Annotated in this window: 21 protein-coding genes, 2 tRNA genes and 1 pseudogene; 14 read left to right on the plus strand and 10 right to left on the minus strand. The window is 69.7% G+C overall.

The window, feature by feature from the left end; all coding sequences use genetic code 11:
* Positions 1–188 precede the first annotated feature (188 nt).
* From ACIBBB_RS10865 to ACIBBB_RS10875, 3 genes and pseudogenes are all read left to right on the plus strand, one after another.
* Positions 189–536, plus strand: a complete 348-nt coding sequence (locus tag ACIBBB_RS10865; protein ID WP_398980665.1) for a hypothetical protein — start codon at positions 189–191, stop codon at positions 534–536.
* Between the two features lie 147 nt (positions 537–683).
* Positions 684–1439, plus strand: a pseudogene (locus ACIBBB_RS10870) (hypothetical protein).
* Positions 1430–1503, plus strand: a tRNA-Lys gene (locus ACIBBB_RS10875). Before ACIBBB_RS10870 ends, ACIBBB_RS10875 begins: the two are co-directional and overlap by 10 nt.
* 53 nt (positions 1504–1556) lie before the next feature.
* Here ACIBBB_RS10875 and ACIBBB_RS10880 read toward each other — a convergent pair.
* Positions 1557–2831 (minus strand): M6 family metalloprotease domain-containing protein, encoded by a 1275-nt coding sequence (locus ACIBBB_RS10880; protein WP_398980789.1) that lies wholly within the window; start codon positions 2829–2831, stop codon positions 1557–1559.
* Between the two features lie 297 nt (positions 2832–3128).
* On the opposite strand from ACIBBB_RS10880, the gene ACIBBB_RS10885 reads away from it, so the two are divergent.
* A complete protein-coding gene (locus ACIBBB_RS10885; protein ID WP_398980666.1) occupies positions 3129–5132 on the plus strand; it encodes a putative bifunctional diguanylate cyclase/phosphodiesterase in 2004 nt (667 codons plus the stop codon).
* A gap of 110 nt (positions 5133–5242) precedes the next feature.
* Here the strand turns inward: ACIBBB_RS10885 and ACIBBB_RS10890 are convergent, their stop codons facing one another.
* The 3 genes from ACIBBB_RS10890 to ACIBBB_RS10900 form a co-directional block, all read right to left on the minus strand.
* Positions 5243–6304, minus strand: a complete 1062-nt coding sequence (locus tag ACIBBB_RS10890) for an LLM class flavin-dependent oxidoreductase (RefSeq protein ID WP_398980667.1) — start codon at positions 6302–6304, stop codon at positions 5243–5245.
* A 110-nt stretch (positions 6305–6414) separates the two neighbouring features.
* On the minus strand, positions 6415–7140 hold the full coding sequence (locus ACIBBB_RS10895; protein WP_398980668.1) for a decarboxylase: 726 nt from the start codon (positions 7138–7140) through the stop codon (positions 6415–6417).
* A complete protein-coding gene (locus tag ACIBBB_RS10900) occupies positions 7137–8123 on the minus strand; it encodes a decarboxylase (protein ID WP_398980669.1) in 987 nt (328 codons plus the stop codon). Before ACIBBB_RS10900 ends, ACIBBB_RS10895 begins: the two co-directional genes overlap by 4 nt.
* A 130-nt stretch (positions 8124–8253) precedes the next feature.
* Between ACIBBB_RS10900 and ACIBBB_RS10905 the strand changes: the two genes are divergently transcribed.
* Positions 8254–9204 (plus strand): D-2-hydroxyacid dehydrogenase, encoded by a 951-nt coding sequence (locus ACIBBB_RS10905; protein ID WP_398980670.1) that lies wholly within the window; start codon positions 8254–8256, stop codon positions 9202–9204.
* Positions 9197–10606 (plus strand): amidase, encoded by a 1410-nt coding sequence (locus tag ACIBBB_RS10910; RefSeq protein ID WP_398980671.1) that lies wholly within the window; start codon positions 9197–9199, stop codon positions 10604–10606. The genes ACIBBB_RS10905 and ACIBBB_RS10910 overlap by 8 nt, the downstream gene beginning before the upstream one ends.
* A gap of 99 nt (positions 10607–10705) precedes the next feature.
* On the opposite strand, the gene ACIBBB_RS10915 is transcribed toward ACIBBB_RS10910, so the two are convergent.
* The gene (locus ACIBBB_RS10915; protein WP_398980672.1) at positions 10706–11206 is read right to left on the minus strand and encodes a DUF3830 family protein; all 501 of its coding nucleotides are present in this window, start codon (positions 11204–11206) and stop codon (positions 10706–10708) included.
* A 174-nt stretch (positions 11207–11380) separates the two neighbouring features.
* Between ACIBBB_RS10915 and ehuB the strand changes: the two genes are divergently transcribed.
* The 5 genes from ehuB (at position 11381) to ACIBBB_RS10940 (ending at position 15522) form a co-directional block, all read left to right on the plus strand.
* Positions 11381–12304: an ectoine/hydroxyectoine ABC transporter substrate-binding protein EhuB gene (gene ehuB / locus ACIBBB_RS10920; RefSeq protein ID WP_398980673.1), complete on the plus strand. Its 924-nt coding sequence runs from the start codon at positions 11381–11383 to the stop codon at positions 12302–12304.
* Positions 12301–13047, plus strand: a complete 747-nt coding sequence (gene ehuC / locus ACIBBB_RS10925) for an ectoine/hydroxyectoine ABC transporter permease subunit EhuC (RefSeq protein ID WP_398980674.1) — start codon at positions 12301–12303, stop codon at positions 13045–13047. Before ehuB ends, ehuC begins: the two co-directional genes overlap by 4 nt.
* The gene (gene ehuD / locus ACIBBB_RS10930; protein WP_398980675.1) at positions 13044–13694 is read left to right on the plus strand and encodes an ectoine/hydroxyectoine ABC transporter permease subunit EhuD; all 651 of its coding nucleotides are present in this window, start codon (positions 13044–13046) and stop codon (positions 13692–13694) included. The genes ehuC and ehuD overlap by 4 nt, the downstream gene beginning before the upstream one ends.
* Entirely contained in the window at positions 13684–14508 is an 825-nt protein-coding gene (gene ehuA, locus ACIBBB_RS10935) for an ectoine/hydroxyectoine ABC transporter ATP-binding protein EhuA (RefSeq protein WP_398980676.1), read from the plus strand. The genes ehuD and ehuA overlap by 11 nt, the downstream gene beginning before the upstream one ends.
* Positions 14509–14763: 255 nt before the next feature.
* The gene (locus tag ACIBBB_RS10940; RefSeq protein ID WP_398980677.1) at positions 14764–15522 is read left to right on the plus strand and encodes an IclR family transcriptional regulator; all 759 of its coding nucleotides are present in this window, start codon (positions 14764–14766) and stop codon (positions 15520–15522) included.
* A gap of 162 nt (positions 15523–15684) precedes the next feature.
* On the opposite strand, the gene ACIBBB_RS10945 is transcribed toward ACIBBB_RS10940, so the two are convergent.
* The 3 genes from ACIBBB_RS10945 to ACIBBB_RS10955 form a co-directional block, all read right to left on the minus strand.
* Positions 15685–16278, minus strand: a complete 594-nt coding sequence (locus tag ACIBBB_RS10945; protein ID WP_398980678.1) for a lytic polysaccharide monooxygenase — start codon at positions 16276–16278, stop codon at positions 15685–15687.
* A 156-nt stretch (positions 16279–16434) separates the two neighbouring features.
* Entirely contained in the window at positions 16435–18501 is a 2067-nt protein-coding gene (locus ACIBBB_RS10950; RefSeq protein WP_398980679.1) for an SPFH domain-containing protein, read from the minus strand.
* Between the two features lie 14 nt (positions 18502–18515).
* Positions 18516–19853 carry a peptidoglycan-binding protein gene (locus ACIBBB_RS10955; protein WP_398980680.1) on the minus strand — a complete coding sequence of 446 codons (1338 nt, stop codon included), beginning with the start codon at positions 19851–19853 and terminating at the stop codon, positions 18516–18518.
* A 181-nt stretch (positions 19854–20034) separates the two neighbouring features.
* Here ACIBBB_RS10955 and ACIBBB_RS10960 point away from each other — a divergent pair.
* From ACIBBB_RS10960 to ACIBBB_RS10970, 3 genes are all read left to right on the plus strand, one after another.
* Positions 20035–20108, plus strand: a tRNA-Lys gene (locus ACIBBB_RS10960).
* Positions 20109–20536: 428 nt separating this feature from the next.
* Positions 20537–22489 (plus strand): glycosyltransferase family 2 protein, encoded by a 1953-nt coding sequence (locus ACIBBB_RS10965; RefSeq protein ID WP_398980681.1) that lies wholly within the window; start codon positions 20537–20539, stop codon positions 22487–22489.
* Positions 22486–24438, plus strand: a complete 1953-nt coding sequence (locus ACIBBB_RS10970) for a galactose oxidase-like domain-containing protein (protein ID WP_398980682.1) — start codon at positions 22486–22488, stop codon at positions 24436–24438. The genes ACIBBB_RS10965 and ACIBBB_RS10970 overlap by 4 nt, the downstream gene beginning before the upstream one ends.
* Before the next feature lie 70 nt (positions 24439–24508).
* Here ACIBBB_RS10970 and ACIBBB_RS10975 read toward each other — a convergent pair whose 3' ends face one another.
* Together ACIBBB_RS10975 and ACIBBB_RS10980 are read right to left on the minus strand one after the other, a co-directional pair.
* On the minus strand, positions 24509–25528 hold the full coding sequence (locus tag ACIBBB_RS10975; protein ID WP_398980683.1) for a glycoside hydrolase family 6 protein: 1020 nt from the start codon (positions 25526–25528) through the stop codon (positions 24509–24511).
* A gap of 182 nt (positions 25529–25710) precedes the next feature.
* Complete coding sequence (locus ACIBBB_RS10980; protein WP_398980684.1) at positions 25711–26400, minus strand: class F sortase; 690 nt, start codon at positions 26398–26400, stop codon at positions 25711–25713.
* Position 26401: the final 1 nt, after the last annotated feature.

The raw sequence follows: 26401 nt of genomic DNA on the forward strand, positions 1-26401 counted from the left end.
CCGGAGGCGGCAAACAGACACAGCCCCGATGGCTGGGAGGCGAACCACGCGGTCCTCTCCCACCTCACGGAACACCGCGTGCCCTGGCAACCCTGAGGCCCACTTGCGCGGGGCGGGACAATGGACGGTGGCCGAAGCGACACGTACGACCTCACAGGCACCCGCACCAGGAGCAGCAGGAGGAACACATGGCGGAATCCGAGTCGAGTCAGCGGCGGCTGCGGCCCGCCCCGCTGCTGTTCGAGCCGTCGGAGGCGGCCTCCGATCCGGAGCATTTCTTCGACCTGGAGTCGATCGACGATCCGGGCGCGCTGCTGGACCGGGCCACCGAGCTGACGCTCGCCTTCCGGGCCGCGACCGACCGGGCCGTGGAGTTCCAGGCCCTCGCCGCCGCTCAGCTGGCCGATCCGCGGCGGTTCGACCGGCTCACGGCCGCGGACATCGCCGCACGGGCGGAGTGGACCGAGGACTACGCCCAGAAGATGGTGGAATTCGGCCGCGACCTGCTGCGCAACGGGCGCACGCCCGGGGAGTGACCCGCACCGGACGTCCGGCCGGGCGCCCTTTTACGGCCAGCCGCCTGGCATATGCCGGGCCGCAGGTTACGCCCTCCCGCCCCACCCTGTCCTGGTTTCCGACAACTCCCGGGAAGCGGTCGGTTACTCCAGGTAGACGTAGTCGCCATGAGCGCATGGCTGCGAGATGAATCCCCCTTGAGTCCGGGTGCTTGCGACGACGAGCGCCGGACCGACATCTTCGACTACCTCCGCGAGGAAGGCCGCCACCACACGGCGCAGGTCACCGCGACCGGCGCCGGATGGCTGGCCTCCGCCGAGCCGTACCCCCGCTCCACGCTCTCCCTCTGGGAGGCTCGGCCGACCGCTCCGGGCGTGCTGCCCTGCGGCGCCGTCTTCGACGTCGTCAATGTGCCCGCCATCTTCGGCAGGCGCGTGCTCGACCGGCTGTGGTCCGACGGGCCGGGCTCCGGGCCGGTCGCCACGCACCGGGGCCGGATGATGCTCTTCGCGGCCCCCGGCACCGCCCAGCGGCTGCCGTCGCTGCTGGCGTGGGAGGAGTGGGGGCGCTCGGTCCCGGAGGGCAGCGTGCCGGCCGTTCCGCCGCTGCTCTGCCACGGCTCCGGCGACGCCGTGACCGTACCGCCGCTGGTCCCCGGCACCGCTCCGGCGCCGCGCTGGGTGGTCGCCCCCGACACCCGTCATCCGTGGCTGCCGGGCCCCGAGGTCCTGCTCTGGGCGTGCGTGCGCGCGAGCCGTCCCACGGTACGGACGGCGGGCACCCACCCCCGGGCCGACGCGGTGACGAGCCTGCCGGGTTCCCGCCCCTGAGCAGCGCACCAGCGTCATCGGGGGCCTGTCATATCGATTTTTCTTCGCACCGATCCTGGTGCTAAGGTCTACGACGTCAGCAGGCGCCGCTAGCTCAGTTGGTTAGAGCAGCTGACTCTTAATCAGCGGGTCCGGGGTTCGAGTCCCTGGCGGCGCACAGACAGGGAAAGCCCCTCGCGAGAGCGGGGGGCTTTTTCGTACGCGCGCTCCTCAGACACCCGTCGTGACCTTCACCGTCCACGCGCCGGTCCGCGTGCGGTCGGCCACTTCCACCTTCGTGCCCTCCCCCGGCACCGTGAACGTCTCCCCGATCTCCAGCGGCGCGTCCGCCAGCGGCGGGTAGACCGACTGGTCCCAGCAGGCCTCGCTGTCCGGGTGCGTGTCCACCACCTCGATGGGGCCGCCGCCCGACTCGGCCTCGCCCCGCACCCGGTAGATCAGCACACCCTCGGTGCAGGTGGTGGCGTCGTTGCCGGTCGAGCCGCGCGCCTCGATCGCCAGGGCCGAGTGCTCGCCCGTCCTGACCACCGCCAGCCGGGTCCCGGCGCTCGCGCCGACCGGGGGCGCGCTGTCCAGCGGTTCCAGGGTGAGCATGCTGCTGCCCGTGGGCTTCACACAGCTGACCTGCCGTCCTTCGAGCCAGCCCAGTTTCCATTTGTGCCAGCCGAAGAGGTCCGGTGCCAGCCCGAATTGGCTGCCCATCACATCCCAGTCGCCGACGTGGGTGTCCCAGTCGCCCTTGCCGTCGGTCGGCCGGTGGTAGAGGTCGGGCAGGTCGAATACATGTCCGGTCTCGTGGGCCAGCACGTTGCGGTCCGGGGGGTGGCGCTCGAAGACGGTGACCACGCGCTTGATGTCCGTGCCGTCCGCGCTGAGCGGGTGATCGAAGTTGACCACTTTCGTCGCGTCGGAGTCCACGCCGGGCGCGTCCGGGTCGGCGACCAGATAGACGAGGTCGTACCGCGAGAAGTCGATCACCGGATCGGCGACCGACAGCGCGTCCCGGAGGTACGCCGTGCGCATCGCCGGCTCCCAGTCGCGCCTTATCGCGTAGTCGGTGGACGGGCGGGGCATGTCGATCCACCGGAGCCGGGGGTGCGGGTGGAGGGCGAACTTCCCGTACGAGGCCCGCTCGAAGAATCTGCTGGTCGCGGGGAAATGGTCGGAGACGAGATCGGCGGGGTCGAGACGGGGCACCGCGTCCGGGAAGGACAGGAAGACCATGACCGCGTCGAGGGTCCTGGCCGGGCGCGGGTAGGAGCCGTTCCAGGTGTCGAGGCCGAGCGAGTGGTGCGCGGCGGTACGCGGCAGGGCGCACGGGCCGGCGGAGTTGGCCGCCACGGCGGGGCCGGCCACCAGTGAGGTGGCGGCGACCGCGACGAGGGAGGTGAAGGCCGCGGCGGTACTGCGCAGACGCGGCCGCTCCACTCCCCCGTGTGTCGGGCGACGCTCCACGTGGACCTCCGGCTGTGGAATGCGGGACAGCTCACCCACCTTGTGCCTTTTTGCCGGAGGACGCCCTGTTCCACTGGACCGGTTGGGTGAGTGGGGCGACACCCCCGGTGGATCACGGAAAGTCACAATCGATCAGGTCGGAGACATCCCGCGCCGCAGCCGCGCAGAAACGATCGTCCGTCGCCCCGGCGTCGACGTCGCGCGCCCGGGTTCACCACCGGGGAGCTGGAACGGCCCACCGGCCAGCCTCTATGATCGGCAGACTTTCATGCGCCGACCATCCCGAATCACACCCTGTACGACACCACTGCACCGCGGGAGCGAGCCGTGAGCGGAACCTCCGAAAGGCCGCGGCCTGCGGCAGTCGCGGCACCCGATTCCAGCGCGCCCTCGGTGACGGAACGTGTTGCTCTGGCCAGGCTGGACGGTACGGGCTTCGCGCTCGGCGAGCTGCGGACCCTCACCCGCCCGGCGCCCGTCCAGCCCACCCCCGCCGGTCACCGCGCCGACCGCGAGGCCCCCGGCCACCACGCCGACCCCGACGCCCGGGGCAGCCACCCCGGCGCCCCCGATCAGCGCGCCGCCGCCCTCAATCACCGCCGTGGCGCAGACCCCGATCTCCGCGACTACCGCGCCGCCTTCAACGCCGCCCGGCTCCCCATGGCCGTCGTCGACCGCCGGGGGACCGTCGTCACCGCCAACGACGCCCTCGCCGAGCTGGTCGGCAGCGAGCGCACCGCGCTGCGCGACCGCGCCGCCGCCGACCTGGTCGACCTCGCCTCCGACGACCGGACCTGGCACGCGTACCACGAAGTGCTGCGCGGCCGCCGCTCCCGCTTCCGCTGCACCCGCCGTCTCAAGCATCCCGACGGCCGCACGCTCTGGGCCGAGGTCACCGTCGCGCCCCTGCCCGACGGCGGCACCGTGCTGCTCTCCCTCTCGGACATCAGCGAGCGGCGCGAGCTCCAGGCCAGGATCCGCCACCTACAGATGCACGATCCGGTGACCCGGCTGCCCAACCGCACGCTGTTCTTCGAGCGGCTCTCCGCCGCGCTCGAATCGTCGTACGACCATGGCAGAACAGGGCGGATCGGTCTCTGCTATCTGGATCTGGACGGGTTCAAGGCCGTCAACGACACCCTCGGGCACCGGGTCGGCGACCGGCTGCTCGCCGCCGTCGCGTGTCGCCTCACCGAGTGCGCCGACAATGACGGCCACAGCCGGGGCGGCAGCCACCTCGTGGCGCGCCTGGGCGGGGACGAGTTCGCGATCCTGGTCGAGGACTCGGCCGGTACGGAACAGCTCGCCGACCTCGCCCGCGCCGTACTCGCCGCCCTCCGGCTCCCCTTCGACCTGGCCGGGCAGCGGCTCTCGGTCTCGGCGTCCATCGGTGTCGTCGAACGGGCCGCCGACGGCACCACCCCCACCGGTCTGATGCAGGTCGCCGACACGACGCTCTACTGGGCGAAGGCAGACGGCAAGGCGCGCTGGACCCTCTTCGACCCGGAGCGCAACGCGCACCGGATGACCCGCCAGGCGCTGTCGTCCACGCTGCGCCCGGCGGTCGAGCGCGAGGAGTTCGTGCTCCAGTACCAGCCGCTGGTGGGAATGGCCGACGGAGTCGTCGAGGGCGTGGAGGCGCTGGTCCGCTGGAACCACCCGCAGTTCGGCATCCTGGCGCCCAACCGCTTCATCGGGATCGCCGAGGAGGACGGCTCGATCGTGCAGCTGGGGCGGTGGGTGCTGCGTACGGCCTGTCTCCAGGCCCGGGAGTGGCAGCGGGACCACCCGGCGGAGCGGCCGCTGTTCGTGAGCGTCAACGTCGCCGTACGGCAGGTCTGGGATTCCGACCTGGTGGCCGACGTGGCCGCGATCCTCGCCGAGACGGGCCTGACGCCGCATCTGCTGCAACTGGAGCTGACCGAGTCGGCGGTGATGGGCTCGGCGGGCCGGCCGCTCCAGGCGCTCCAGGCGCTGAGCGACATGGGCGTGCGGATCGCCATCGACGACTTCGGGACCGGCTACTCGAACCTCGCGTATCTCAGCCGGCTGCCCGTCTCCGTACTGAAGCTGGACGGCTCCTTCGTACGAGGCTTCCGTTACGACGGCGGCGCGCACCCCAATCCGGCGGACGAGACGATCGTCGAGACGCTGGTCCATCTCGCCCACCGGCTCGGCCTGACGGTCACGGCGGAGTGCGTGGAGACGGCGGGGCAGGCGGCGCGCCTGCGCCGGATCGGGTGCGACACCGGGCAGGGCTGGCTGTACTCGCGGGCGGTGGCGCCGGAGCGGATCGCGGAGATGATCGGGGCCGGCCCGCTGAAGGTCTGACGCCGGCCCCGCCGTCTCGTCATCGGACCGCGGGGGCTCGCAGGTCCTTCACCGGGCCCGTACCCGTGGGGTGGCCCCTTCGGCCCGTACGCGCGGTTCGTCCCCCCGGATCAGTCCGGCAGGCCGTACGCGTCGGCGATCAGGCCGTAGCTGTGCAGCCGCGCATCGGCGCCGTGGGCATTGGCGGTCAGCATCAGCTCGTCGGCGCCGGTGCGCTTCTGGAGGTCGTCGAGGCCGGCGCGGACGGCGTCGGGGGTGCCGTGGACGATGTTCGCCAGCCAGCTGTCGACGAAGTCACGCTCCTGCGCGCTGAAGCTGTACGCCTCCGCCTCCTCGGGCGTCGGAGCGAGCCCGGGGCGCCCGGTGCGCAGCCGCAGCATCGACAGCGCGCCGGTCAGGACCTGGCGGCGGGCCTCGTTCTCGTCGTCGGCGGCGAGGGCGGCGACGCCGATCAGCGCGTACGGGGCGTCGAGGACGGCGGAGGGCCGGAAGGACTCGCGGTAGAGGTCCAGCGCGGGGATGGTGTTCTGCGCCGAGAAGTGGTGGGCGAAGGCGAACGGCAGCCCGAGCGTGGCGGCGAGCCGGGCGCTGAACCCGGAGGAGCCGAGGAGCCAGATCGGCGGCCGGCCCGCGGGGCCCTGGACGGGTCCGGGGACGGCGTGGATCCGGGAGTACGGGTGCCCGTTCGGGAAGTCGTCGTCCAGGAAGCGGGTGAGTTCGGCGAGCTGCTGCGGGAAGTCGTCGGCGCCCTCGTTCAGCCGGTCGGTACGGCGCAGGGCGGCGGCCGTCGCCCCGTCGGTGCCGGGCGCCCGCCCGAGCCCGAGGTCGACCCGCCCCGGGGCGAGGGCCTCCAGGGTGCCGAACTGCTCGGCGATGACGAGCGGCGCGTGGTTGGGCAGCATGACGCCGCCCGAACCGAGGCGGATGGTCTCGGTGTATGCGGCGAGGTGGGCAAGGATCACGGCGGGCGACGAGGAGGCCACGCCGGGCATCGAGTGGTGCTCGGCGACCCAGTGCCGGTGGTAGCCCCGGCGCTCGCCGAGCTTGGCGATCTCGACGCTGGTGCGCAGTGACTGCCGCGCGGTGCTCCCGCTGCCGACGGTGACCAGGTCCAGTACGGACAGCGGCACGGGCGCGGTGCCCAGCGCCGTACCTCGAATTGCGTCAACCACCGGTGCGAGCCCTCCTGAGCGGGAATCAACTACGACTCCCACAAACAGGAGGACGGCTCCGTTTTATTCCCGAAGGCCCCGGGAGACCGGCCTGACCGGCAGGACAGGGCCTAGGCCCTCTCGCGGCTCGCGAAGAGTGTCCCCAGCTTCGGGGCCCACGCGTGCCGCTCCACCAGGCGCAGGCCCTCCCAGACCGTGACCTGGTTCGCCGTGAGGACCGGCTTGCCCACGGCCTCCTCCAGCTCCGGCAGATACGCCACGGTGTGCAGCGCCGTGTCCGGGAGGAGGAGCACTTGCGCGTCGGGGTGGTCACCCTCGCGGGCCAGGGCAAGTACCTCGTCCCGGCCCCAGGTGCCGACCTCGGCGGCCGTGATGATGCCGCTGCCGCGCGTGGAGACCACCTCGATGCCCGCCGCCTTCAGGAAGGCGGCGAAGTAGCCAGCGACGTCATCCGGATAGGTCGCGGCGACCGCGACCCGCCGGGCGCCCAGCGCCTGGACCGCGTGCGCGAAGGCGAAGGACGTGCTCGAAGCCGGCAGTCCCGCCTCCATCGCCAGCCGCCGGGCCTGCTCGTGCGCGCCGTCCCAGCCGTACACGAAGCTGCCGCTCGTGCAGGCCCAGACCACGGACTCGGCGCCCGCCATCCGCAGCTCCTCGACGCCGTCCGCCAGCCGCTGCGCCGCGCCCATTTCCAGGAGCGCGTCGACCCGGTGGGCGTCCTCGCCGATGTCGGTGTGGACGAGGGGCAGTCTGATGTCGCTGTCGAAGAGCATCTCCAGACGGGGGTAGTCGTCCTCGGCGGAGTGGCCGGGGTAGAGAAGTCCGACGGTCGTCATGTCCACCCTTCCTGTTCCTCGGTCGGAGCGTCCGGCTGGGAAGGCTGCGCCCACTCACCGGGCTGGGCCGGCTGGATGTCCTGCATCTGCTGGACCGGTTCCATCCGCTCCATCTCCGCGATGCCGGGGATGTCGCTGATCTCGGAGATCTCGTTGATCTCCGCGATCTCGGAGATCGGGACCTCGGGGATGTCCGAGATCCCTGAGAGTTCTCCCATCCCTTCCAGCGTAGGCACGTGGCGCACCGGAGGCGGGTCGAGCAGCAGGCCCTGGTACGGGCCGACCGCGTGCGCGCCGATTCTGCGCAGCGCCGCCCACATCGTGACCTGGTTCGCCGACAGCACCGGCATCCTCAGCTCAGCCTCCAACTGCGGGATCGCGTCATAGGTCGGCAGGTTCGTACAGCTGATGAACAGCGCGTCGGCCGCACCGACGACGGCCTGCCGCGCCATGTCCACGACCGACCTGTACGGCACCTTCCAGATGTGCCTGGTCAGCCCCAGAAAGGCGCGACCCGTGACGGTTACCCCGGCCTCCGCCAGGTACTCCTCCAGCGACTCGGTGACCGACTCCGTATAGGGCGTGACCAGGGCGATCCGTTTCGCGCCCAGCTCCTCCAGCGCTTCGAGGAGCGCGCCCGAGGTGGTGAGCGAGGGCACCTCGCCCGCTCTGTTCATCGCCTCGCACATGGCCCGCTCGCCGCCGACACCGCCGACGAAGCTGCCCGATGTGCAGGCGTACGCGATCACCTCTGGTTCGGACGCTCCAAGGGCCCGCACCGCCTCTCCGAGGGTCTCGTGCTCACTCACGAGCCTGGCAAGATCCAGCGACACCTCGACGGGGACGTAAGGGGTCCTCGTCAGGCGGAGCGAGATGTCGTCAGGCATCCAACGCCAGAGTTCACGGTCGAGAGCGAAATCGAATGGGGCGACCACACCGACACCACGCTGCGGCTGTGGTCCACCCAGAAAGGAGACATCCAAGGCACGGCCCCCTTTGGCTGTTGTTGACGACGGTAGGAGCTAAATGCGAGCGTGGTCAATCCGCACAGGAAAGACGTTGCACCGAGTTTTCCTCGGGGAAATCCCCGCCCCGCTCAGAAGGGCTCTCCCGATGGCCGAACCGACCCTTCTCGTACTGGGTGCCGACCCACCGCCGCGCCTCGGCCGGCTGACCGGCCGAGCCCGGATCCGGTACGCCGACGACTCCACCCTCGCCGCTCAACTCCCCCTGGCCGATGTCCTGTTGGCGTGGGACTTCACCTCGGACGCGATCCGGCTCGCCTGGCCGGGGGACGGCCCCCGGCCGGGATGGGTGCACACGGCCAGCGCCGGAGTGGACCGGCTGCTCAGCCCCGAGCTGATCAACTCCGAAACATTGGTCACAAACGCGCGCGGCATCTTCGAGGAGCCCATTGCCGAATACGTGGCGAGTCTGGTGCTTGCCATGGCCAAGGATCTGCCGGGAACTCTCGAACTCCAGCGCCAGCGGCGCTGGCGCCACCGCGAGGGACTGCGGGTCGCCGGCAGCCGCGCGACCGTCGTCGGCGCGGGTCCGATCGGCCGGGCGATCGCCGACACGCTGAAGGCACTCGGCGTGACGGTTGCGGTCACCGGCCGTACGGCGCGCCCGGGAATCCACGGCGCCGATCAGCTGGACCGGCTGCTGACCCGCTCCGACTGGGTGATCTGCGCGGCGCCGCTCACGGAGAGCACACGCGGCATGTTCGACGCGCGTCTCTTCGGTCTGATGCAGCCGTCGGCGCGCTTCATCAATGTGGGGCGCGGCCAGCTCGTGGACGAGAACGCACTGGTGGACGCCGTGTCCAAGCGCTGGATCGCCGGCGCCGCCCTCGATGTCTTCGAGTCGGAGCCACTCGACCCGGAGAGCCGTCTGTGGGACGTGCCCGGCCTGATCGTGTCGCCGCACATGAGCGGCGACACCGTCGGCTGGCGCGACCGACTGGGCGAGCAGTTCGTCGCGCTTTACGACATCTGGGCGTCCGGAGAGCCATTGCCTAACGTGGTGGACAAGAAACGTGGGTACGTCCCCATGCATGACTGAGTCCATGTTCCTCACCGATCTCACCGCACGACAGCTGCTGGCCGGCTACGAGAGGGGCGACTTCTCACCGGTCGACGTGACACGCGCCACGCTGGACCGGATCGAGGCGATCGAACCGCTCGTCAACGCCTTCGTCCGGGTCGACGCCGAGGAGGCGCTGGCCGCCGCCGAGGAGTCCACCGTCCGGTGGCGCGGAAAGGAGCCCCGGGGGCGGCTCGACGGGGTCCCCGTCTCGGTGAAGGACATCTTCCTCCAGCGCGGCGGGCCGACCCTGCGCGGCAGCAGGACGATCGATCCGGCGGGTCCCTGGGACGACGACGCGCCCGCGGTGGCGCGGCTGCGCGAGCACGGCGCGGTCCTCGTCGGCAAGACGACGACGCCGGAGTTCGGCTGGAAGGGCGTGACGGACTCGCCGCTGAGCGGGGTGACCCGTAATCCGTACGAGCTGTCCCGGACCGCCGGCGGGTCCAGCGGCGGCAGCGCGGCGGCGGTGGCGCTCGGCGCGGCTCCGCTGTCGATCGGCACCGACGGCGGCGGCTCGGTCCGGATCCCCGCGTCCTTCTGCGGAATCTTCGGGTTCAAGCCCACCTACGGGCGGATCCCGCTCTTCCCGTCCAGCGCGTTCGGCACGCTGGCACACGCCGGTCCGATGGCGCGGGACGCCGCCGACGCCGCACTGCTGCTCGATGTCATCAGCGGCCCGGACTGGCGCGACTGGTCGCAGCTCGCCACGGCACCGGGTGTCGGGGCGACCCTGTCGGACGGGGTGGCGGGGCTGCGGATCGGGTACTCGCCGTCGTTCGGCGGCCAGGTCGCGGTGCGGCCCGACGTGGCGGCGGCGGTACGGCGCGGGGTGGCGCGGCTCGCCGAGCTGGGCGCGTACATCGAGGAGGCCGACCCGGACATCTCGGACCCGGTGGAGGCGTTCCACATGCTGTGGTTCACGGGCGCGGCCCGGGTGGCGCAGTCGCTCGGCGAGGGGCAGCGCGAGCTGCTCGATCCGGGGCTCCGGGAGATCGTGGCGACGGGGTCCCGGGCGAGCGCGCTGGACTATCTGGCGGCCGTGGACGCGCGGATGGAGCTGGGCCGGCGGCTCGGCCGGTTCCACCAGACGTACGACCTGCTGGTCACGCCGACCCTGCCGATCACCGCCTTCGAGGCGGGCGTCGAGGTGCCTAAGGGCTCGGGGCACCACCGCTGGACCGGCTGGACCCCGTTCACGTACCCCTTCAACCTGACCCAGCAGCCCGCGGCGACCGTGCCGTGCGGGGTGGACGCGGACGGGCTGCCGATCGGCCTCCAGCTGATCGGTGCCCGTCACGCGGACGCGCTGGTGATGCGGGCGGCACACGCGCTGTACGAGTCGGGAGCGACGTCGCTCCCGGCACCGACCGGCGCGTGAGTCCCGCCCTCAGCCTCCAGGGACAGGCCCGTGCTCTGTCCTCAATCGCCGGACGGGCTCTGACAGGCCCGTCCTTGAGGACAGAGTGGGCCCAGCACCTCAGACCCGGCGGAAGTTGAGCGTCTCGCCGGTCGCGCCCGCGCGCCACAGGTCCTGGCACGCCTCCGCCATCTGGTCGAGACCCTCGACGATCGAGCCCCACACGATGCCGGGGATCCACCCCGTATCGCCGTTGATCAGCAGGTTGTTGCGCTCGTAGAAGAGCGCGAGGTCGACGACGGTACGGCGGCCCCGGTGGGCGGCCTTCTCCTCGTAGCCGTACGACGAGGTGCCGAGCACCGTGTCGGAGAAGGTGAAATAGCACAGATCGCCCGGAATGGGGGTGACCGTCGGATTCTCCAACGGCGGCTCCTCCGCGGCGAACCCGGGCATCAGCGCGTAGATCTCGTTGCGCGCGTACTTGGCGTGATAGACGTCACCCCCCAGCGGCAGCGCGTCCCACACCGCGGCGCAGGTGATCGGGGCCAGTTCGTCGAGGAGCTTGGCGGTGCAGCGCACTCCGCGCTTGTCCAGGGAGACTTCGATGAAGCGCTCGCTCATAAGTCTTCGCGCCCTTCTCGTCAGTTCGTATGCAGCCGGTGTCCGGCCATGAATACCCGCCCCGGCCGCGCGAATGCCGGGCCGGACGGACCCGCCCTCCCCGCGGGTAACGATAGGCATATCGGTCCGAAAATGATCCGCATACCCCCGGACGATTCGGGTAGCCGCGCGCCTATGGCTCCACTAAAGGGGAACAACACACGAAGCACAGGAAGCGGGCTCCGGCGCCGTTCGCTGCTCGCGGGTGCCGCGGCACTCGGTGTCGCGGGGGCGGTCGGAGCCACCAGCGGATGCAGCCGCGTGGCCACCGCCGACACCGGGGACGGGGGAACCCTCCTGGACCAGTTGCGCGCCAAGGGGACGGTGCGCCTCGGGCTGGCCGGTGAGCAGCCGTACAGCTACATCGGCAAGGACGGCGAGATGACGGGCTCGGCCCCGGCGATCGCGTCGCGCATCTTCAAGGAGCTGGGCGTGGAGAGCGTCCAGCCCTTCGCCACCGAGTTCGGTTCGCTGATCACCGGACTGAACTCGCTCCAGTTCGACGTGGTCGCCGCCGGGATGTACATCAACCCGGAACGCTGTGAACAGGTGATCTTCGCCGACCCCGAATACCAGATGCTCGACGCGTTCATCGTGGCGAAGGGGAATCCGAAGAATCTGAACAGCTACAAGGACATCGCCGAGGCCGGCGCCACCATGGCGACGGGTGTCGGTTACGCGGAGATCGGCTACGCGGAGGAGGCCGGGGTCAAGAGCATCACGACCCTGCCCGACCAGCTGGCCGGGCTGCTCGCCGTCGAACAGGGCCGCGTCGACGTCTTCGCCGGTACGGCCGTCACGGTGTTCAACGTCATCAAGGAGACCGAGAGCACGAAGGCCGAGGCGACCAAGGAGGTCACGCCGATCGTGGACGGCAAGCCCGTCATCGACGTCGGCGGCTTCGCCTTCCGCTCACCGGAGACCAACCTCCGCGACTCCTTCAACCGCGAGCTGCACAAGCTCAAGAAGAGCGGTGAACTCCTGGAGATCATGCGGCCCTTCGGCTTCACGAAGGACCAGATGACGACCATCACCGCCAAGGAGAAGTGCGCGCCATGAGCGAAATAACCTGGGGTCTCTGGGAAATACTCCTCAAGGGCGTCTGGATCACCGTCCAGCTGACCGTCTTCAGTGCCGCGCTGGCCGCCGCGGTCGCGCTGGTCGTCGGGCTCGCCCGCTCCCACCGGCTGTGGATCGTGCGCTTCATATCCGGGGCGTACTTCGAGATATTCCGCGGCACGTCCGCGCTGATCCTGATGTTCTGGATCTTCTTCGTGCTCCCGCTGGGCTTCGGCTGGCAGCTCGTCCCGCTGTGGGCGGCGACGCTGGCGCTCGGGCTCACCTACGGGGCGTACGGCTCCGAGGTCGTCCGGGGCGCGGTGCGGGCCGTGGCTCCCGCGCAGCGCGAGGCGGGGATCGCGCTGAGCTTCACCCCCGCGCAGCAGCTGCGGAAGATCATCCTGCCGCAGGCCTGGCCGGAGATGATCCCGCCGTTCAACAACCTGCTGATCGAGCTCCTCAAGGGCACCGCACTGGTCTCCATCATGGGCGTTGCCGACATCGCCTTCGGTGCGTCGCTGGTGCGTAACGCGACCGGTCAGAGCGCCCCCGTCTACACGATCATCCTGCTGATGTACTTCGTGCTCGCCTTCGTGCTCACGCGCGGGATGCGCGTCCTCGAACGGCAGGCGAAGGCCGGGATCGGCCAGCGTCCGGAGAAGAAGTCCCGGCTGATCGGCCGCAAGGTCGAGATCCCCCGGCAGGACTCCACCCCGGCGACCGTCGGAGGTGAGGGCCGATGAACTGGGACTGGTCCGCGGTCGGCGACTTCATGCCGATGTTCTGGGACGGCCTGCTCGTCACGCTCCAGGCGCTGATCCTGGGCGCGCTGCTCGCCTTCGCGCTCGGTCTCGTCTGGGCGATGGCACAGCGATCGAGCCTGGCGGTGGTGCGCTGGCCGGTGAACGTCATCACCGAGTTCGTCCGCAACACCCCGCTGCTTGTGCAGCTGTTCTTCCTCTACTACGTGCTCCCCGAGTGGGGTCTCACGCTCAGCGCCATGGTCACCGGTGTGATCGGCCTGGGCCTGCACTACTCGACGTACACCGCCGAGGTCTACCGCGCCGGTATCGACGGCGTCCCGGCCGGCCAGTGGGAGGCGGCCACGGCGCTCAGCCTGCCGAAGTCGCGCACCTGGGGCGCGGTGATCCTGCCCCAGGCGATCCGCCGCGTCGTGCCCGCGCTGGGCAACTACGTCATCGCGATGCTGAAGGACACTCCGATGCTCTTCGTCATCGGAGTACTGGAAATGCTCGGCGAGGCACGGCAGTTCGCCTCCGAGACCTTCTTGACGGTCGAGGTCTTCACCGTCGTGGGTGTGGCCTTCATCGTCATCTCCTATCCGGCATCCCTTCTCATGCGAGCATTGGAGCGTCGCCTTGTCCGCTGACAGCACTCCCCTCAACACCTCGAAGGAAACGGCCAATCCCGTCGCCGACGGCAGCGAGCTGATCCGCTTCGACAAGGTCACCAAGCGCTTCGGGTCCAACACGGTCCTGGACTCACTGGACTTCACGGTCAACTCCGGGAAACACGTGACGCTGATCGGCGCCTCCGGATCGGGCAAGACGACGATCCTCAGACTCCTGATGACGCTGATCAGGCCGGAGGAGGGCACCATCAAGGTGGCCGGCGACTACCTCACGCACGAGGAGAGGGACGGCAAACTCGTTCCCGCCGGCGACCGCCATGTCCGTGAGGTGCGCAAGAAGATAGGCATGGTCTTCCAGCAGTTCAACCTCTTCCCGAACATGAAGGTGCTGCGGAACGTCACCGAGGCGCCGGTGCATGTGCTCGGGCTCTCCCCGGACGAGGCCGAGGAGCGGGCGCGCGGCCTGCTCGACCTGGTGGGGCTCGGGGACCGCTGCGACGCTTACCCGAGCCAGCTCTCGGGCGGGCAGCAGCAGCGGGTGGCGATCGCGCGTGCGCTCGCGATGCGGCCGCAGGTCCTGCTCCTGGACGAGGTCACGTCCGCGCTCGACCCGGAGCTGGTCGCGGGCGTCCTGGACGTCCTGAGGGACATCGCCCACACGACAGACATCACGATGCTGTGTGTGACGCACGAGATGAACTTCGCGCGGGACATCTCCGACGACGTACTGATGTTCGACGCCGGTCATGTCATCGAGTCGGGGCCGCCGGAGAAGATCTTCAGCGAACCGGAGCACGAGCGCACCAGGGAGTTCCTGAGCGCGGTGCTGTAGGGCGTACGCCCGGCGCGTTCACGCAGGCGACGGGCGCGCCGAATTCGGGGGAACCCGGTCCGCTCACACGGACCGGGTTCCCCCGTTCTCACGGCCGCCCGGCCGAAGGTTGTGACGCTGACATATGCCCATGCGATACGCCCCAGATAGGAACGCCGGGCAGGCCGTCATTCTGCTCAACAGCCGCCCCGCAAAGGGCTCTTGACGGCTATCGTGGTAGAGAAGCTTGCGGTCACAACCTGCTAGGGGGAAACCGTGGCGCTGAAGCCAGAGCCGACCGCGCCGTTCCACTCGGTGCAATACGTCCTGCGCGTCCTCGAAACGGTCTCCAAGCACACCGGTGGCGTCACCGACGTCCAGATCGCCCGCGAGACGGGCCTGCCGACCGGCCATCTCGCCCCGCTGCTCTCGATGCTGCGCCGCGAGGGCTATGTGGAACAGGTCGCGGACGGGGCGTACGTCGTGGGGGACTCGCTGGTGCTGCTCGGCTCCGGCATCACCCGCGAGGAGGCCCTGGAGGCCAAGCTCCAGGACACGCTCGCCGAGCTGCGCGACTCGGTGGGGGCGGCGGTCTACATCAGCCGGTACATCGACGGCGAGGTCAAGATCACGCAGATCGCGGACGGCCCGGACGCGCCCGCGGTCAACGAGTGGGTGGACTTCCGTTCGGCGGCGCACGCGAGCGCCATCGGCAAGTGTCTGCTGACCCAGCTCGACCAGAACAGCCGCCGGGACCATCTCTCCCGGCACAAGATCGCGCGTCTCACCTCACGAACCATCACCAGCGAGCGGGTGCTGTTCTCCAAGCTGGACAGCCAGCCGCCGACGGTGCCGATCCTGGATCTCCAGGAGTACGCGGTGGGCACGGTCTGCGCGGCGGTGCCGCTGACGGCGGGCTCGGCGGTCGGCTGTCTGGCGCTCTCGATGCCGATCGAGCACGCGCACCGGCTGCGCTCGGCGGCGGACACGCTCAACCGGGGCGCGGCCCCGGTGGTGCTCTCGCTGGCCATCTGAACGGGGCCGTCCGACCGGGACACCGAACCGGGCCGCGGAACGGGCATGGGACCGGGCCGCGGTACGCGGGTTGCGGCACACACCCCACGTACGACGGCCCGGCCCGTCAGCGATGAAGCAGACCCTCGCCGGTCACATGCTGATGGATCGCGATCAGGTGGATCAGAACTTGACGTCTGAGCACGCGTAGAACGCGTTGGTCGTGTCCGCGACGTTCCAGACGGCCAGGACGATGTGCTTGCCCGTCTTCCCGCCGGGCATCGAGCCCTGGTGGACGAGCGTGGCCGGCGGCTGCTGGTTGCCGTACGGCACGGTCATGAACGGCTGGGGGTCGAGGGCCGCGCGGGTGAGCGGCTTGGTCGGGTCCCATCCGTTCTTGGTGATGTAGTAGCGGAAGTCGGACGTGGAGTGCCGGGCGGTGAACTGCCAGCGGAAGCTGTAGGACTGACCGCCCGAGACGTTGGTGGCGGGCCAGTTGCCGCCACGCGGGTCGTCGAGCTGCGCGAACTGGCCGTTGCCGCCCGCGCAGATCTTTCCGTCGGCGGGACCCGCGGCCGGGAAGCCCTTGGGCCCCTCGACGCTCTGCGGCTCCCACTGAATGTTTCCGCATCCGGTGACGCTGCCGTTCTGGCACAGCTTCTGACGGCTGATCGGTGAGTCGGTGTAGCCGTGGCTGGTCGCGCTGCCGGTGGCGAGCAGGGACACGCCCGCCACCGCGAGACCGAGTACCGCGGCGCTGATTCTCTTCTTTCGCATGCTCTCGCTCCAGTGACCGTGGGGATGCGGGTGGTGCGGTGACTCCTGACTGCGCAATCAGGTCTAGACCAAGGCTCAGAGTATTGACGGCAAGTGACCGTGTCCATAACAAAGGCCAAGAAAGGTCCAGACCAATCCCCACGGGGGTGGAGCGGGTCAGCTCCCCTCGTTCAGACCGTGCCTGCCGGTGTAGAAGGCCACGGTCAGATCCTTCACGAGGACCTTGCGCTCGTAGTCGTCCAGCTCCACGAGCCCCCGCGACGTCAGCCGGTGCACCGTGTCGTCCACCGCGTCCACCACCGACGTCAGCACGGTGTCCCGGTGCCTGGCGTCGATCGCCGCGATCCGGCTGCGCTGCATGGCCGCCGAGATCTCCGGCGCGTACTCGATCCGCGTCGGCTGCGCCGAGAAGACGTCCAGCCCGACGGGCCGGCACTCGGCCGACAGCATCCGGGTCAGCGCCTCGCCGACCAGCTCAGCGTTGCGCAGCGTCGGCGCGGCCTCGTTGAACGCGTCGGCGGGCAACTGCGAGAGCACGCGCGCCATCGCCGCCTCGACCTGCTCGCGCAGATACTCCTCGTGGTCGCGCACCCCGAGCGCCGCGCGGACGGTGTCCCTGACCCGCCACACCACCAGGACCACGACCCGTAGCGCCGTACCGTTCGCGTCGACCGCGGGCATCGGCTCGCTGCGCCAGTGCCGCAGCCGTACGTCGACGCGGCGGCGCAGCAGGAGCGGGCTGACCCAGAGAAGTCCCGTACGGCGCACGCTCCCCCGGTACTCACCGAAGAGCGTGAGCACCCAGGCATGACCGACCCGGCCCCGGCCGAGCCCGCCGAAGGCGAAGAGCGTGAGCGTCACGGCGACAGTCAGCAGCGTCCACATACCGATGCCGATGCCGTTGTACGGATTCGAGCCCAGCCCGAACATCTCCGTCAGCGCCTCGGGCACGGCCCCGACCCACCAGAGCACCGTCACGCAGCCGAACAGTCCGGCGACGCCGACGAGCGCCGCCGTCCAGCCGGGAAGCGTGGGGCCGGGCCGCTCGACCAGCTTCGGGTCCACCGGTGTCGCGGGACGCGAGGCCGCGGGGGCCAGTACGGGCGGCGCGGGCGCAGTGGCGACGGCGGGCCCGCGCCGGAACTGCGGGCGTCCGGCCGTCGGGGCGGTGGCCGCTTCCTGGTCGCGGAAGAGGAGATGGACGGGGATCTCGTGGGTGGCCTCGCCGACGATGAGCGGGCTCCAGCGCTGGCTGTCGAAGGTGAGAGCGGCCCGCGTGGGGACGACGGAGCCGGACCCGGCCGGCACGGTGACGTTCCACACGGGCGCGGGGATCCCACTCGGTGCGCCGGACCCGTCATCTGACGGATCGTCATCGGTGCTGGTCGCGACGGCCGCTTCCTCTTCGTCGCGTGGTCGCGGGTCGTCGGTCTCGGACTCCGTCTCGGGCACCTCCGCGCGGAGGTCCGGCTCGGGACCGGCCGCCGGCTCCGGGGGCTCTTCCGTGGGGGGCATCGCCCAGAACTCGCCCCGCGAGTGCGGTACGTCGGCGTCCTCGGGCGCCGGTGCCGCCTCCGGCACGGACGACTCGGCCCCGGTCGCCGCCGAGTCCAGGACATCGCCGGCCACGGCCTGCGGCTCGGCCGGAGACTCCGTGGCGGCCGTGAACAACGAGGCACCCGTCTCCACCGGCAGCTCCACCGACACGAACTCCGGCTGCCGCTCCCGCTCCTTCTCGGCCGACGCCCACTCCACGATGTCGGCGACCTCGGGCACCGTACCGCCGTAACAGGCCTCCGGCACGGCCGCGTAGCCGTGTTCGGGCTCGGGCTCGGGCTCCAGGAGGGGCTCCGCCACCGTCACAGGCCGGGGCTCCGTCCCCGCGGGCCCTTTCGTGAACACGTCCACCCGCTCCGCCGTGGCCACCGGCCCCGGCGGCTCCCCCTCGTGCGGTGGGTCCGGCTCGCCCGGCGGCCCGGTCAGCAGGCGTACGTTCTGGTACCAGCCGGTCTCGTTCCAGCCGGCGGGGGCCACCGCCGCGGGTGCCGCCGGGACTTCGGCCTCCCTGGGCGGGGCCGGGTCCACGGGCCCCACGGGCTGCTCCGGTTCCACCGGCTCCGCCGGCCCTCGTGCCGTCAGCGCGTTGCGTGCCGCCGCCCGGAGCGCCTGCGCGCCGCGCAGCATCTGTCCGTCACCGTTCGGTTGCGATGTCTGTGTGGTCATCCTTGCCTCCGTCGTCATGCGAAGAGTCGTCGCCAAGTCTCGGGGCCGGGGTACCCGTCGGCCGCGCTGCCGCGCCAGCCCTGCGCTCGTTGGAAGGCTTCGACGTTGCGCCGGTCGGCCTCGCCCCACCTCGGGCCGGGGCCCGTGACGTAGTGACGGCCGTAGCCGCGCTTCACCAGCCGCTTGCCGAGCTGGGTGACGTGCTCGCCGGCCCTCCCCGGCCGGAACTTCCCCTTCCCGGGGTACGCCGGCCGCGTGCCCGTACCGCCGGGGTGGCCCGCCCGCGTCGCCGGGATGTCCTTGCCGAGCCCTTCCACCAGGTAGCGCCAGGTGTCCGGCCCCGGCAGCCCGTCGGCCTCCGCGCCCCGCCAGCCCTGCGCCCGCTGGAAGGCCTCGGTGGCGCGCCGGTCGGCCTCGCTCCAGCGCGGGCCGGGACCGACGGAGTAGAAGCGTCCGCCGCCCCGGGCGACGAGCATCTGCCCGAGCTTGGTCACGTGCGCGCTGTCGGCCCCGGGCCTGAATGACTTCGCACCGGGGAAGGCCACCGGCTTAGCCGTGTCCGCCTCGCCGCCGCCGCTGCCCCCGGTCACGCCTTTGTAGCGGTACGCCACGTAACTCGACGAATTGTTCCAGTACGCCATCGGCGTCGACTGCGCCCGCGTGGTCGGCTTCGTCTGCTCGTACGCGAGGTAGTACGAGTGCGTGTAGTCGGTCCAGCCGCCGAAGATCGTCACGTGCGAGCCCTTGGTGGGGTCGGACGGGTTGTGGAACAGCAGGATGTCGCCGGGCTGGAGTTCCTCCCTGGCGATCCGGGTGGCGAAGCGGGACAGGCTGCCCGTCCACTCGTTGCCGTCCAGGTTCCAGGCCATCGAGACATAGCCGGAGCAGTCCTGGCGGTAGCCGTCGGACCAGTACTTCGTCATGGAGTAGGGGACCTTCGCGTTCACCCACAGCTTGGCGCGGTTGATGATGTCGGCGCGGTTGGTCCTGCGCAGGGTGTCGACCGAGTGGTCGGGCGAAGGCCCGGCCGACGGCGGCCCGTACAGCGGACCGCTCGCGCCCTGCGGGGTCGCCGGATCCGGCTCGGCCACCGGCGCCGCCGTTTCTGCCCGTCCGGTGCCGAGCGCGCGCCCGCCGGTGTCCGCGTCGGCCTCGCCCGCGCCCACGCCCGTGGCGGAGAGGGCGACTCCGGCCGCGGTCACGAGGACCAGGGCGCGGCGCGCACCGTGGGCGGCGGGGTGGCCGCCCGCGCGCAGGGACAGGCCTCGGGCCAGCAGGCGGCGTTGCTCGACACATCCGCCACAGGGGCAGTCACAAGCGGGTTCGTACTCCTCGAAGACCGGTGCGGTCATGGGATCCCCTCCACACTCGACAAGATGCTGTGCGGTGTTGCACGCGCGTCAGGCCCTCACAGTCCTGACTAATCGCATTTTGACGGATCAAAGGTAAAAAACGACCATCCGACAGGCCACATCGCTCATCAAATGGTTGGGAGCACTCCGGAGCGTCGGGTAGAGTTCTCCAGGTCAGCACGCGCCGCTAGCTCAGTTGGTTAGAGCAGCTGACTCTTAATCAGCGGGTCCGGGGTTCGAGTCCCTGGCGGCGCACGCACGGCTGAGGCCCCTTCGCGATTCATGCGAGGGGGCCTCGCTCGTTCCCCGATTTCGCGCCGCGAGAGGGGGCGGCCTTCGCGGGAACTTCACAGTCCGGCCACAGCTCCGCCTCCAGCAAGCCTTCAATGAGGGCATATGAGACGCAAGTAGTATCTTTCATCCTTGCGATCATGGCTGGGGTCGTAGAACCTATCCTGAAGCCGACGGGTCCAAAGAAGCACGCGTTTCTTGCAGTTGGGGCAGCTGAAGAATTTGCTCCGGTTTGCATACCGAGCGGGGTGGGGGTCCCTCTCGTGGGCCGATGTCGCAAACGGCACCATGCAACCGGATAGGTCCCGATGCGTGTCTGTACTGACTGTGGCGCGCGACCGGACGAACCGACCGACCAATCACGCACCAGCATGCGTGCGGGGGGATGACTGATGACGTCGACGCCGAACGGCGAGCGGCCGAACAACGACGCGTCCCGGACCACTCAGCTCCGGGTCCCCTCTCAGCTCAGGGCCGGCTCGCGGTTCCGGCAGAAGAAGACGGAACTGCCCAAGTACGACTACGAGCACTACAGCCGGCTCGCCGGGCCGCTCACCCAGCCCGATCCGAACAAGCCGTACAAGGTGCAGTACCGCTCACTGCTCTCACAGGAGCCGCACCGGATCCGCGCCGCCCTGCTCCTCGGTGCCGCCCCGCTCCTCTCCCTCGGTCTCTTCGCCTGGCTGATGCAGCCTCAGCACTGGACCGAGCGCGACCCGAACCTGAAGAACGACACGCTCCTCATCCTCGACATCGTGATGCTCGTCTCGATCGGACTGATCGAGCTGTTCCGCACGATGAACGTGCTCTCCAACGCGCACGCGACATTGGTGGCCCGTGACCCCGTCCCCGTCGTGCCCGCGAGCGGCACCCGCGTCGCCTTCCTCACCTCCTTCGTACCGGGCAAGGAGCCCCTGGAGATGGTGACGAAGACGCTGGAGGCCGCGGTCAAGATCCGGCACCGCGGGCTGATGCACGTCTGGCTCCTCGACGAGGGTGACGACCCCGCCGTCAAGGAGGTCTGCGCCCGTCTCGGTGTGCACCACTTCTCCCGCAAGGGCGTGGCGAAGTGGAATCAGACGAAGGGCGCGCACCGCGCGAAGACGAAGCACGGCAACTACAACGCCTGGCTCGACGCGCACGGCGACGACTACGACTTCTTCGCCTCCGTCGACACCGACCATGTCCCCATGGCCAACTACCTGGAGCGGATGCTCGGTTACTTCCGTGACCCGGACGTCGGCTTCGTCATCGGCCCGCAGGTGTACGGCAACTACGACACGTTCGTCACGAAGGCCGCCGAGTCGCAGCAGTTCCTCTTCCACGCCCTGATCCAGCGCGCGGGCAACCGCTACGGCTCGCCCATGTTCGTCGGCACGAGCAATGCCGTACGGATCTCGGCGCTCAAGCAGATCGGCGGGCTGTACGACTCGATCACCGAGGACATGGCGACGGGCTTCGAGATGCACCGCGCCAGGAACCCGCGGACGGGCAACAAGTGGCGCTCCGTGTACACCCCGGACGTGCTCGCCGTCGGTGAGGGCCCGACCGCCTGGACGGACTTCTTCACGCAGCAGCTGCGCTGGTCGCGGGGCACGTACGAGACGATCCTCAAGCAGTACTGGCGGGGCTTCACCACACTGCCGCCCGGCAAGCTCTTCAACTACACGATGATGATCATCTTCTACCCGATGTCGGCGCTCAACTGGATCCTGGCGGCGCTGAGTTGCGCCCTGTTCCTGGGCATGGGCGCCTCGGGTGTGCAGATCGACCCGGCGATCTGGATGATGCTGTACGGCAACGCCTCCGCCCTCCAGATCGGCCTCTACATCTGGAACCGGCGTCACAACGTCTCGCCGCACGAGCCCGAGGGGTCCGGCGGTCTCGCCGGTATGGCGATGTCCGCGCTCTCCGCGCCCATCTACGCGCGCTCACTGCTCGACGCCGTCCTGCGCCGCAAGAGCGGCTTCGTGGTGACGCCGAAGGGCGACTCGTCCAGCCCGGACACGCTGTTCGGGACGTTCCGGATCCATCTGTTCTTCATGCTCGTCTTCGCCGGGTCGCTGGTTTCGTCCTTCTTCCTCGGGCACGACCACCCGGCGATGATCACCTGGGCGACGCTGGCGCTGCTGATCACGGCGTCGCCGATCATCGTCTGGCGCCTGGGGATGCGCGCGGAGAAGAAGAAGCGCGGGAAGCACGGGGCGCGGCACTCCGCACAGCAGCCGCCACAGCCGACCTCGCAGGCACCACAGGCACCGCACGTGCCGCCGGCCTCGCAGCAGACGCCCCCCGGGGCCCTCGACCAGACCATACAGATTTCCCTTGGGGGACCTAAGCAATGAGTGCGCTTCCCGTCCGGCCGAACCACCGCAGGAACCGCGCCCGTCGCCTCGCGATAGGCGCGGCGGTGGTCGTCGTGGTGGCCGGGATGAACGGGCCGGCGATGTGGCGGTTCGGTTCGGAGCAGTACCACGAGTACAAGATCAACCGGCCCGATTACAAGGCCGCGAACGGTCACTGGGACTTTCTCGACGTCCCGTCGAAGTACAAGATAAATTCGATTCACGCGTCGCTGCTGCACACCGGCAAGGTGCTGCTGATAGCCGGGTCGGGAAACAACCAGAAGAATTTCGACGCGAACAAGTTCGAGTCCGTCCTCTGGGATCCGGCCACCAACGACTTCAAGATGATCCCGACGCCCAAGGACATGTTCTGCTCCGGGCACACCCAACTGCCCGACGGCAAGCTCCTGGTGGCGGGCGGCACGAAGCGGTACGAGAAGCTCAAGGGCGACACCACCAAGGCCGGCGGTCTGATGGTGGTCCACAACGAGGACCCCGACAAGCCGATGACACTGCCGGCGGGCACGATGTTCACCGGCAAGAAGAACGGCAAGACCTTCGAGTCCAAGGACCCGGTCCTGGTCGAGAAGGCGAAAAAGATATTCGACCCGGTGACCGGCGCCTTTCAGCGGACCGAGCCCGGTCTGGGCCGTATCTACGTCGAGGCCGAGAAGTCCGGGAAGAAGTACGAGACCGGCACCGAGGACAATTACCGGGTACAGGGCATGAAAGGCGCCGACGCCCGTAACGTCTACGGCATCGCGCAGAAGCTCGCCCTCGACAAGAAGGACTTCCAAGGCATCAAGGACGCCTTCGAGTTCGACCCGGTCGCCGAGAAGTACATCAAAGTGGACCCGATGAACGAGGCCCGCTGGTATCCGACGCTCACAACGCTCAAGGACGGCAAGGTCCTCGCGCTGTCGGGCCTGGACGAGATCGGGCAGATCGTCCCCGGCAAGGACGAGATCTACGACCCGGAGACCAAGGAGTGGGAGTACACCGGCGTCATCCGGAAGTTCCCCACGTACCCGGCGATCTTCCTGATGGACAACGGCAAGCTCTTCTACAGCGGCTCCAACGCCGGTTACGGCCCCGCCGACATCGGCCGTAAGCCCGGCATCTGGGACCTGGAGACCAACAAGTTCCAGAACATCCCGGGCCTGAGCGACGCGGACACGATGGAGACCTCCGCGACCGTCATGCTGCCGCCCGCGCAGGACCAGAAGTTCATGGTCATCGGTGGCGGGGGCGTCGGCGAGTCCGAGAAGTCGAGCGAGAAGTCCCGGCTCGTCGACCTCAAGGAGGACAAGCCGGAGTTCAAGGACGGTGCCGCGCTCGACAAGGGCACCCGCTACCCCAGCGCGTCGCTGATGCCGGACGACACCGTCCTGGTGACGGGCGGCGCCGAGGACTACCGGGGCCGGGGCGGCTCCAACATCCTCGAAGCACGGATGTACGACCCGAAGTCGGGCGAGTACACGCGCGTCGCCGATCCCGAGGTCGGCCGCAACTACCACTCGGGCTCGCTCCTGCTGCCCGACGGCCGCGTCATGATCTTCGGCTCCGACTCGCTCTACGCCGACAAGGCGAACACCAAGCCCGGCGTCTTCGAGCAGCGGATCGAGATCTACACCCCGCCGTATCTGTTCCGGGACTCGAAGCCGGAGCTGACCGACGGACCGAAGCGGATCAAGCACGGCGACCCGGGAACCTTCAGGACGAAGGACGCCGCGTCGCTCAAATCCGCGAGGCTGCTGCGGCCGAGCGCCGTCACACATGTCACCGACGTCGAACAGCGGTCCATCGCACTGGACATGGAGAAGACGGCGGACGGGATCAAGGTGACGGTGCCGAAGAACCGGGCGCTCGTTCCGGCCGGCTGGTACATGCTCTTCGTGACGGACGCCAAAGGGACGCCGTCCGAGGGCGTGTGGGTCGAGGTGCCGTAGCCGTTCGCCGTATCAACGTGAGCGGGCCCGTACCCGTCGTACGGGCCCGCTTCTGTGCCTGCTCGGTCTCCTACTTGGCGTTGCGCGCCAGCTCCAGCGCGTACTCCGGATACCAGTCGCCGGCCTTGGGCCCGCCCTTGCAGTCGCCGTCCGACTCCCCCGGGCGCTTGACCCACAGATACGCCTTGACGAGCGGGTCGCCGGTCTTCGTGGTCGGCGGCTCGCCAAGTGCGCGGCCCGGCGGGTTGCACCAGTTCTCGGCGGGATCGCCCTGCGTGTAAGGGCCGTTGCCGTTACGGCTGGTGTCGATCACGAACGGCTTGTTGCCGACCTTCGCCGACAGCTTCTTGCCGAACTCCTGGCTCAGGTCGGTCGGGAAGAAGTTGGAGACGTTGACCGAGAAACCGTCCGCCTTGTCGACGCCCGCCCGCTGGAGCGGCTCGAAGAGCGCGTCGGGCGACTGCCAGCCGGCATTGCCCGCGTCCAGGTAGACCGTGGTGGCCGGCTGCTGCTTGAGCCGTTCGATGGCACCCTTCAGCAGGTCGAAGCGCTCCTCGTGGAACTCCTGGGGCGTACACCCGTCGACCAGATGCAGCAGCGCGTCCGGCTCCAGGACGACCGTGGCCCGCCGGTCGCCGATGCCCTTGGCGACCTTGTCGACCCACTCCCGGTACGCGTTGCCGTCGGAGGCGCCGCCCTTCGAGAACTGGCCGCAGTCGCGGTGCGGGACGTTGTAGAGGACCAGCAGCGCGTCCCGGTCGGCCTTGGCGGCGGCCTCGGTGAAACCGCGGGCCTCCTCCTCGGGGCTGTCCGGACCGATCCACTCGCCGACGGGCTGCGAGGCGATCTTCTTGATGAGGTCGGCGTTCTTGTCGTCGCCGTCCTTGGTGTAATCCTCGACCTGCTTGGCCGCGTTGCCGTCGGGGTTGACCCAGTACGGATCGGTCGCCTTGGGCTGCTGGCTCGTCGCCGGGTTCTTCTCGCCCTTGTCCTCGCCGCCGGACGAGCAGCCCGCCACGAGCAGAGCCGCTCCCGTGGCCGCCGCGCACGCCGTCACTCGAAGACCGCGACCGGAATTACTGCCGTACATCCACTCCCCCTCGGTGCCCGTTCTTCAGTGCCGCCCCCCAGGCGCCCCGTTCCTGTCCTGCCTGCCTGCCGCCTGCCCGAACAAGACCGGTCCGATCCATCCTGGCACACGGGCCGGAGCCGTAACGGAGCCTGTTCGGCTTCGTGTGCGAGCTGTGACAGCGGGGTCGCGGTGACGCCGGATCAGGCATTGCGGGGGGCCTCCTTCACATTGGTGAGGTACGCCGAGACGACCACGTTCGCCGTGTACGTACGGCTCTCGCGGTCGAAGGTCCCGCCGCAGGTGATCAGGCGCAATTCGGCGCGGTCGGACTCGTGGGGGCCGTACACCTTCCGCGCGTCGAACTTCTCGCGGGTGTAGACCCGTACGTCGTCGATGGTGAACTCGGCGATCGAGCCGTCGGCCCGGGTCACCCGGATCTTCTCCCCGGGTCGTGTCGCGCTCAGGTCGTAGAAGACGGCGGGTTCGGTCCGGGTGTCGACGTGGCCGACGAAGAGCGCGGTGCCCGTGGCGCCCGGCCGGGCGCCGCCGCCGTACCAGCCGACGGTCTCCGGGAGTTCGTACGGCGGTGGCTCGACCGCCCCCGCGGAGTCGAGACCGCGGGAGACGACGGGCGCCCTTATGCCGACGGAGGGAACCTCGATACGGCGCGGTTCGGCGGGCTGCCGGGGATCACGGGCGGCCGGCGGCCGCTCCTCCATCGGGCGGCCCACGGCGGCGACATCCCCGGTCATGGGCGAGGAGGCGCCGACGATGCCGTCGTGGCCCCAGCCCCAGAGGCCGAGCAGCAGCACCGCCCAGGCCACCCCGGTCAGCAGCCGGCCCGATCCGGTCGGGCGGTCGTCCGTCGACGTCTCAGCCGTATCACCCATG

This window comes from Streptomyces sp. NPDC051217 (assembly GCF_044455465.1).
In the GTDB taxonomy this organism is placed as follows: Bacteria; Actinomycetota; Actinomycetes; order Streptomycetales; family Streptomycetaceae; genus Streptomyces.

Coding starts and splice junctions, on each gene's coding strand:
- ACIBBB_RS10865 (WP_398980665.1), top strand. CDS start 189: ATGGCGGAATCCGAGTCGAGTCAGCGGCGGCTGCGGCCCGCCCCGCTG.
- ACIBBB_RS10895 (WP_398980668.1), bottom strand. CDS start 7,140: ATGACGACCGTCGGACTTCTCTACCCCGGCCACTCCGCCGAGGACGAC.
- ACIBBB_RS10905 (WP_398980670.1), top strand. CDS start 8,254: ATGGCCGAACCGACCCTTCTCGTACTGGGTGCCGACCCACCGCCGCGC.
- ACIBBB_RS10910 (WP_398980671.1), top strand. CDS start 9,197: ATGACTGAGTCCATGTTCCTCACCGATCTCACCGCACGACAGCTGCTG.
- ACIBBB_RS10915 (WP_398980672.1), bottom strand. CDS start 11,206: ATGAGCGAGCGCTTCATCGAAGTCTCCCTGGACAAGCGCGGAGTGCGC.
- ehuB (WP_398980673.1), top strand. CDS start 11,381: ATGGCTCCACTAAAGGGGAACAACACACGAAGCACAGGAAGCGGGCTC.
- ehuC (WP_398980674.1), top strand. CDS start 12,301: ATGAGCGAAATAACCTGGGGTCTCTGGGAAATACTCCTCAAGGGCGTC.
- ehuD (WP_398980675.1), top strand. CDS start 13,044: ATGAACTGGGACTGGTCCGCGGTCGGCGACTTCATGCCGATGTTCTGG.
- ACIBBB_RS10945 (WP_398980678.1), bottom strand. CDS start 16,278: ATGCGAAAGAAGAGAATCAGCGCCGCGGTACTCGGTCTCGCGGTGGCG.
- ACIBBB_RS10950 (WP_398980679.1), bottom strand. CDS start 18,501: ATGACCACACAGACATCGCAACCGAACGGTGACGGACAGATGCTGCGC.
- ACIBBB_RS10955 (WP_398980680.1), bottom strand. CDS start 19,853: ATGACCGCACCGGTCTTCGAGGAGTACGAACCCGCTTGTGACTGCCCC.
- ACIBBB_RS10965 (WP_398980681.1), top strand. CDS start 20,537: ATGACGTCGACGCCGAACGGCGAGCGGCCGAACAACGACGCGTCCCGG.
- ACIBBB_RS10970 (WP_398980682.1), top strand. CDS start 22,486: ATGAGTGCGCTTCCCGTCCGGCCGAACCACCGCAGGAACCGCGCCCGT.
- ACIBBB_RS10975 (WP_398980683.1), bottom strand. CDS start 25,528: ATGTACGGCAGTAATTCCGGTCGCGGTCTTCGAGTGACGGCGTGCGCG.
- ACIBBB_RS10980 (WP_398980684.1), bottom strand. CDS start 26,400: ATGGGTGATACGGCTGAGACGTCGACGGACGACCGCCCGACCGGATCG.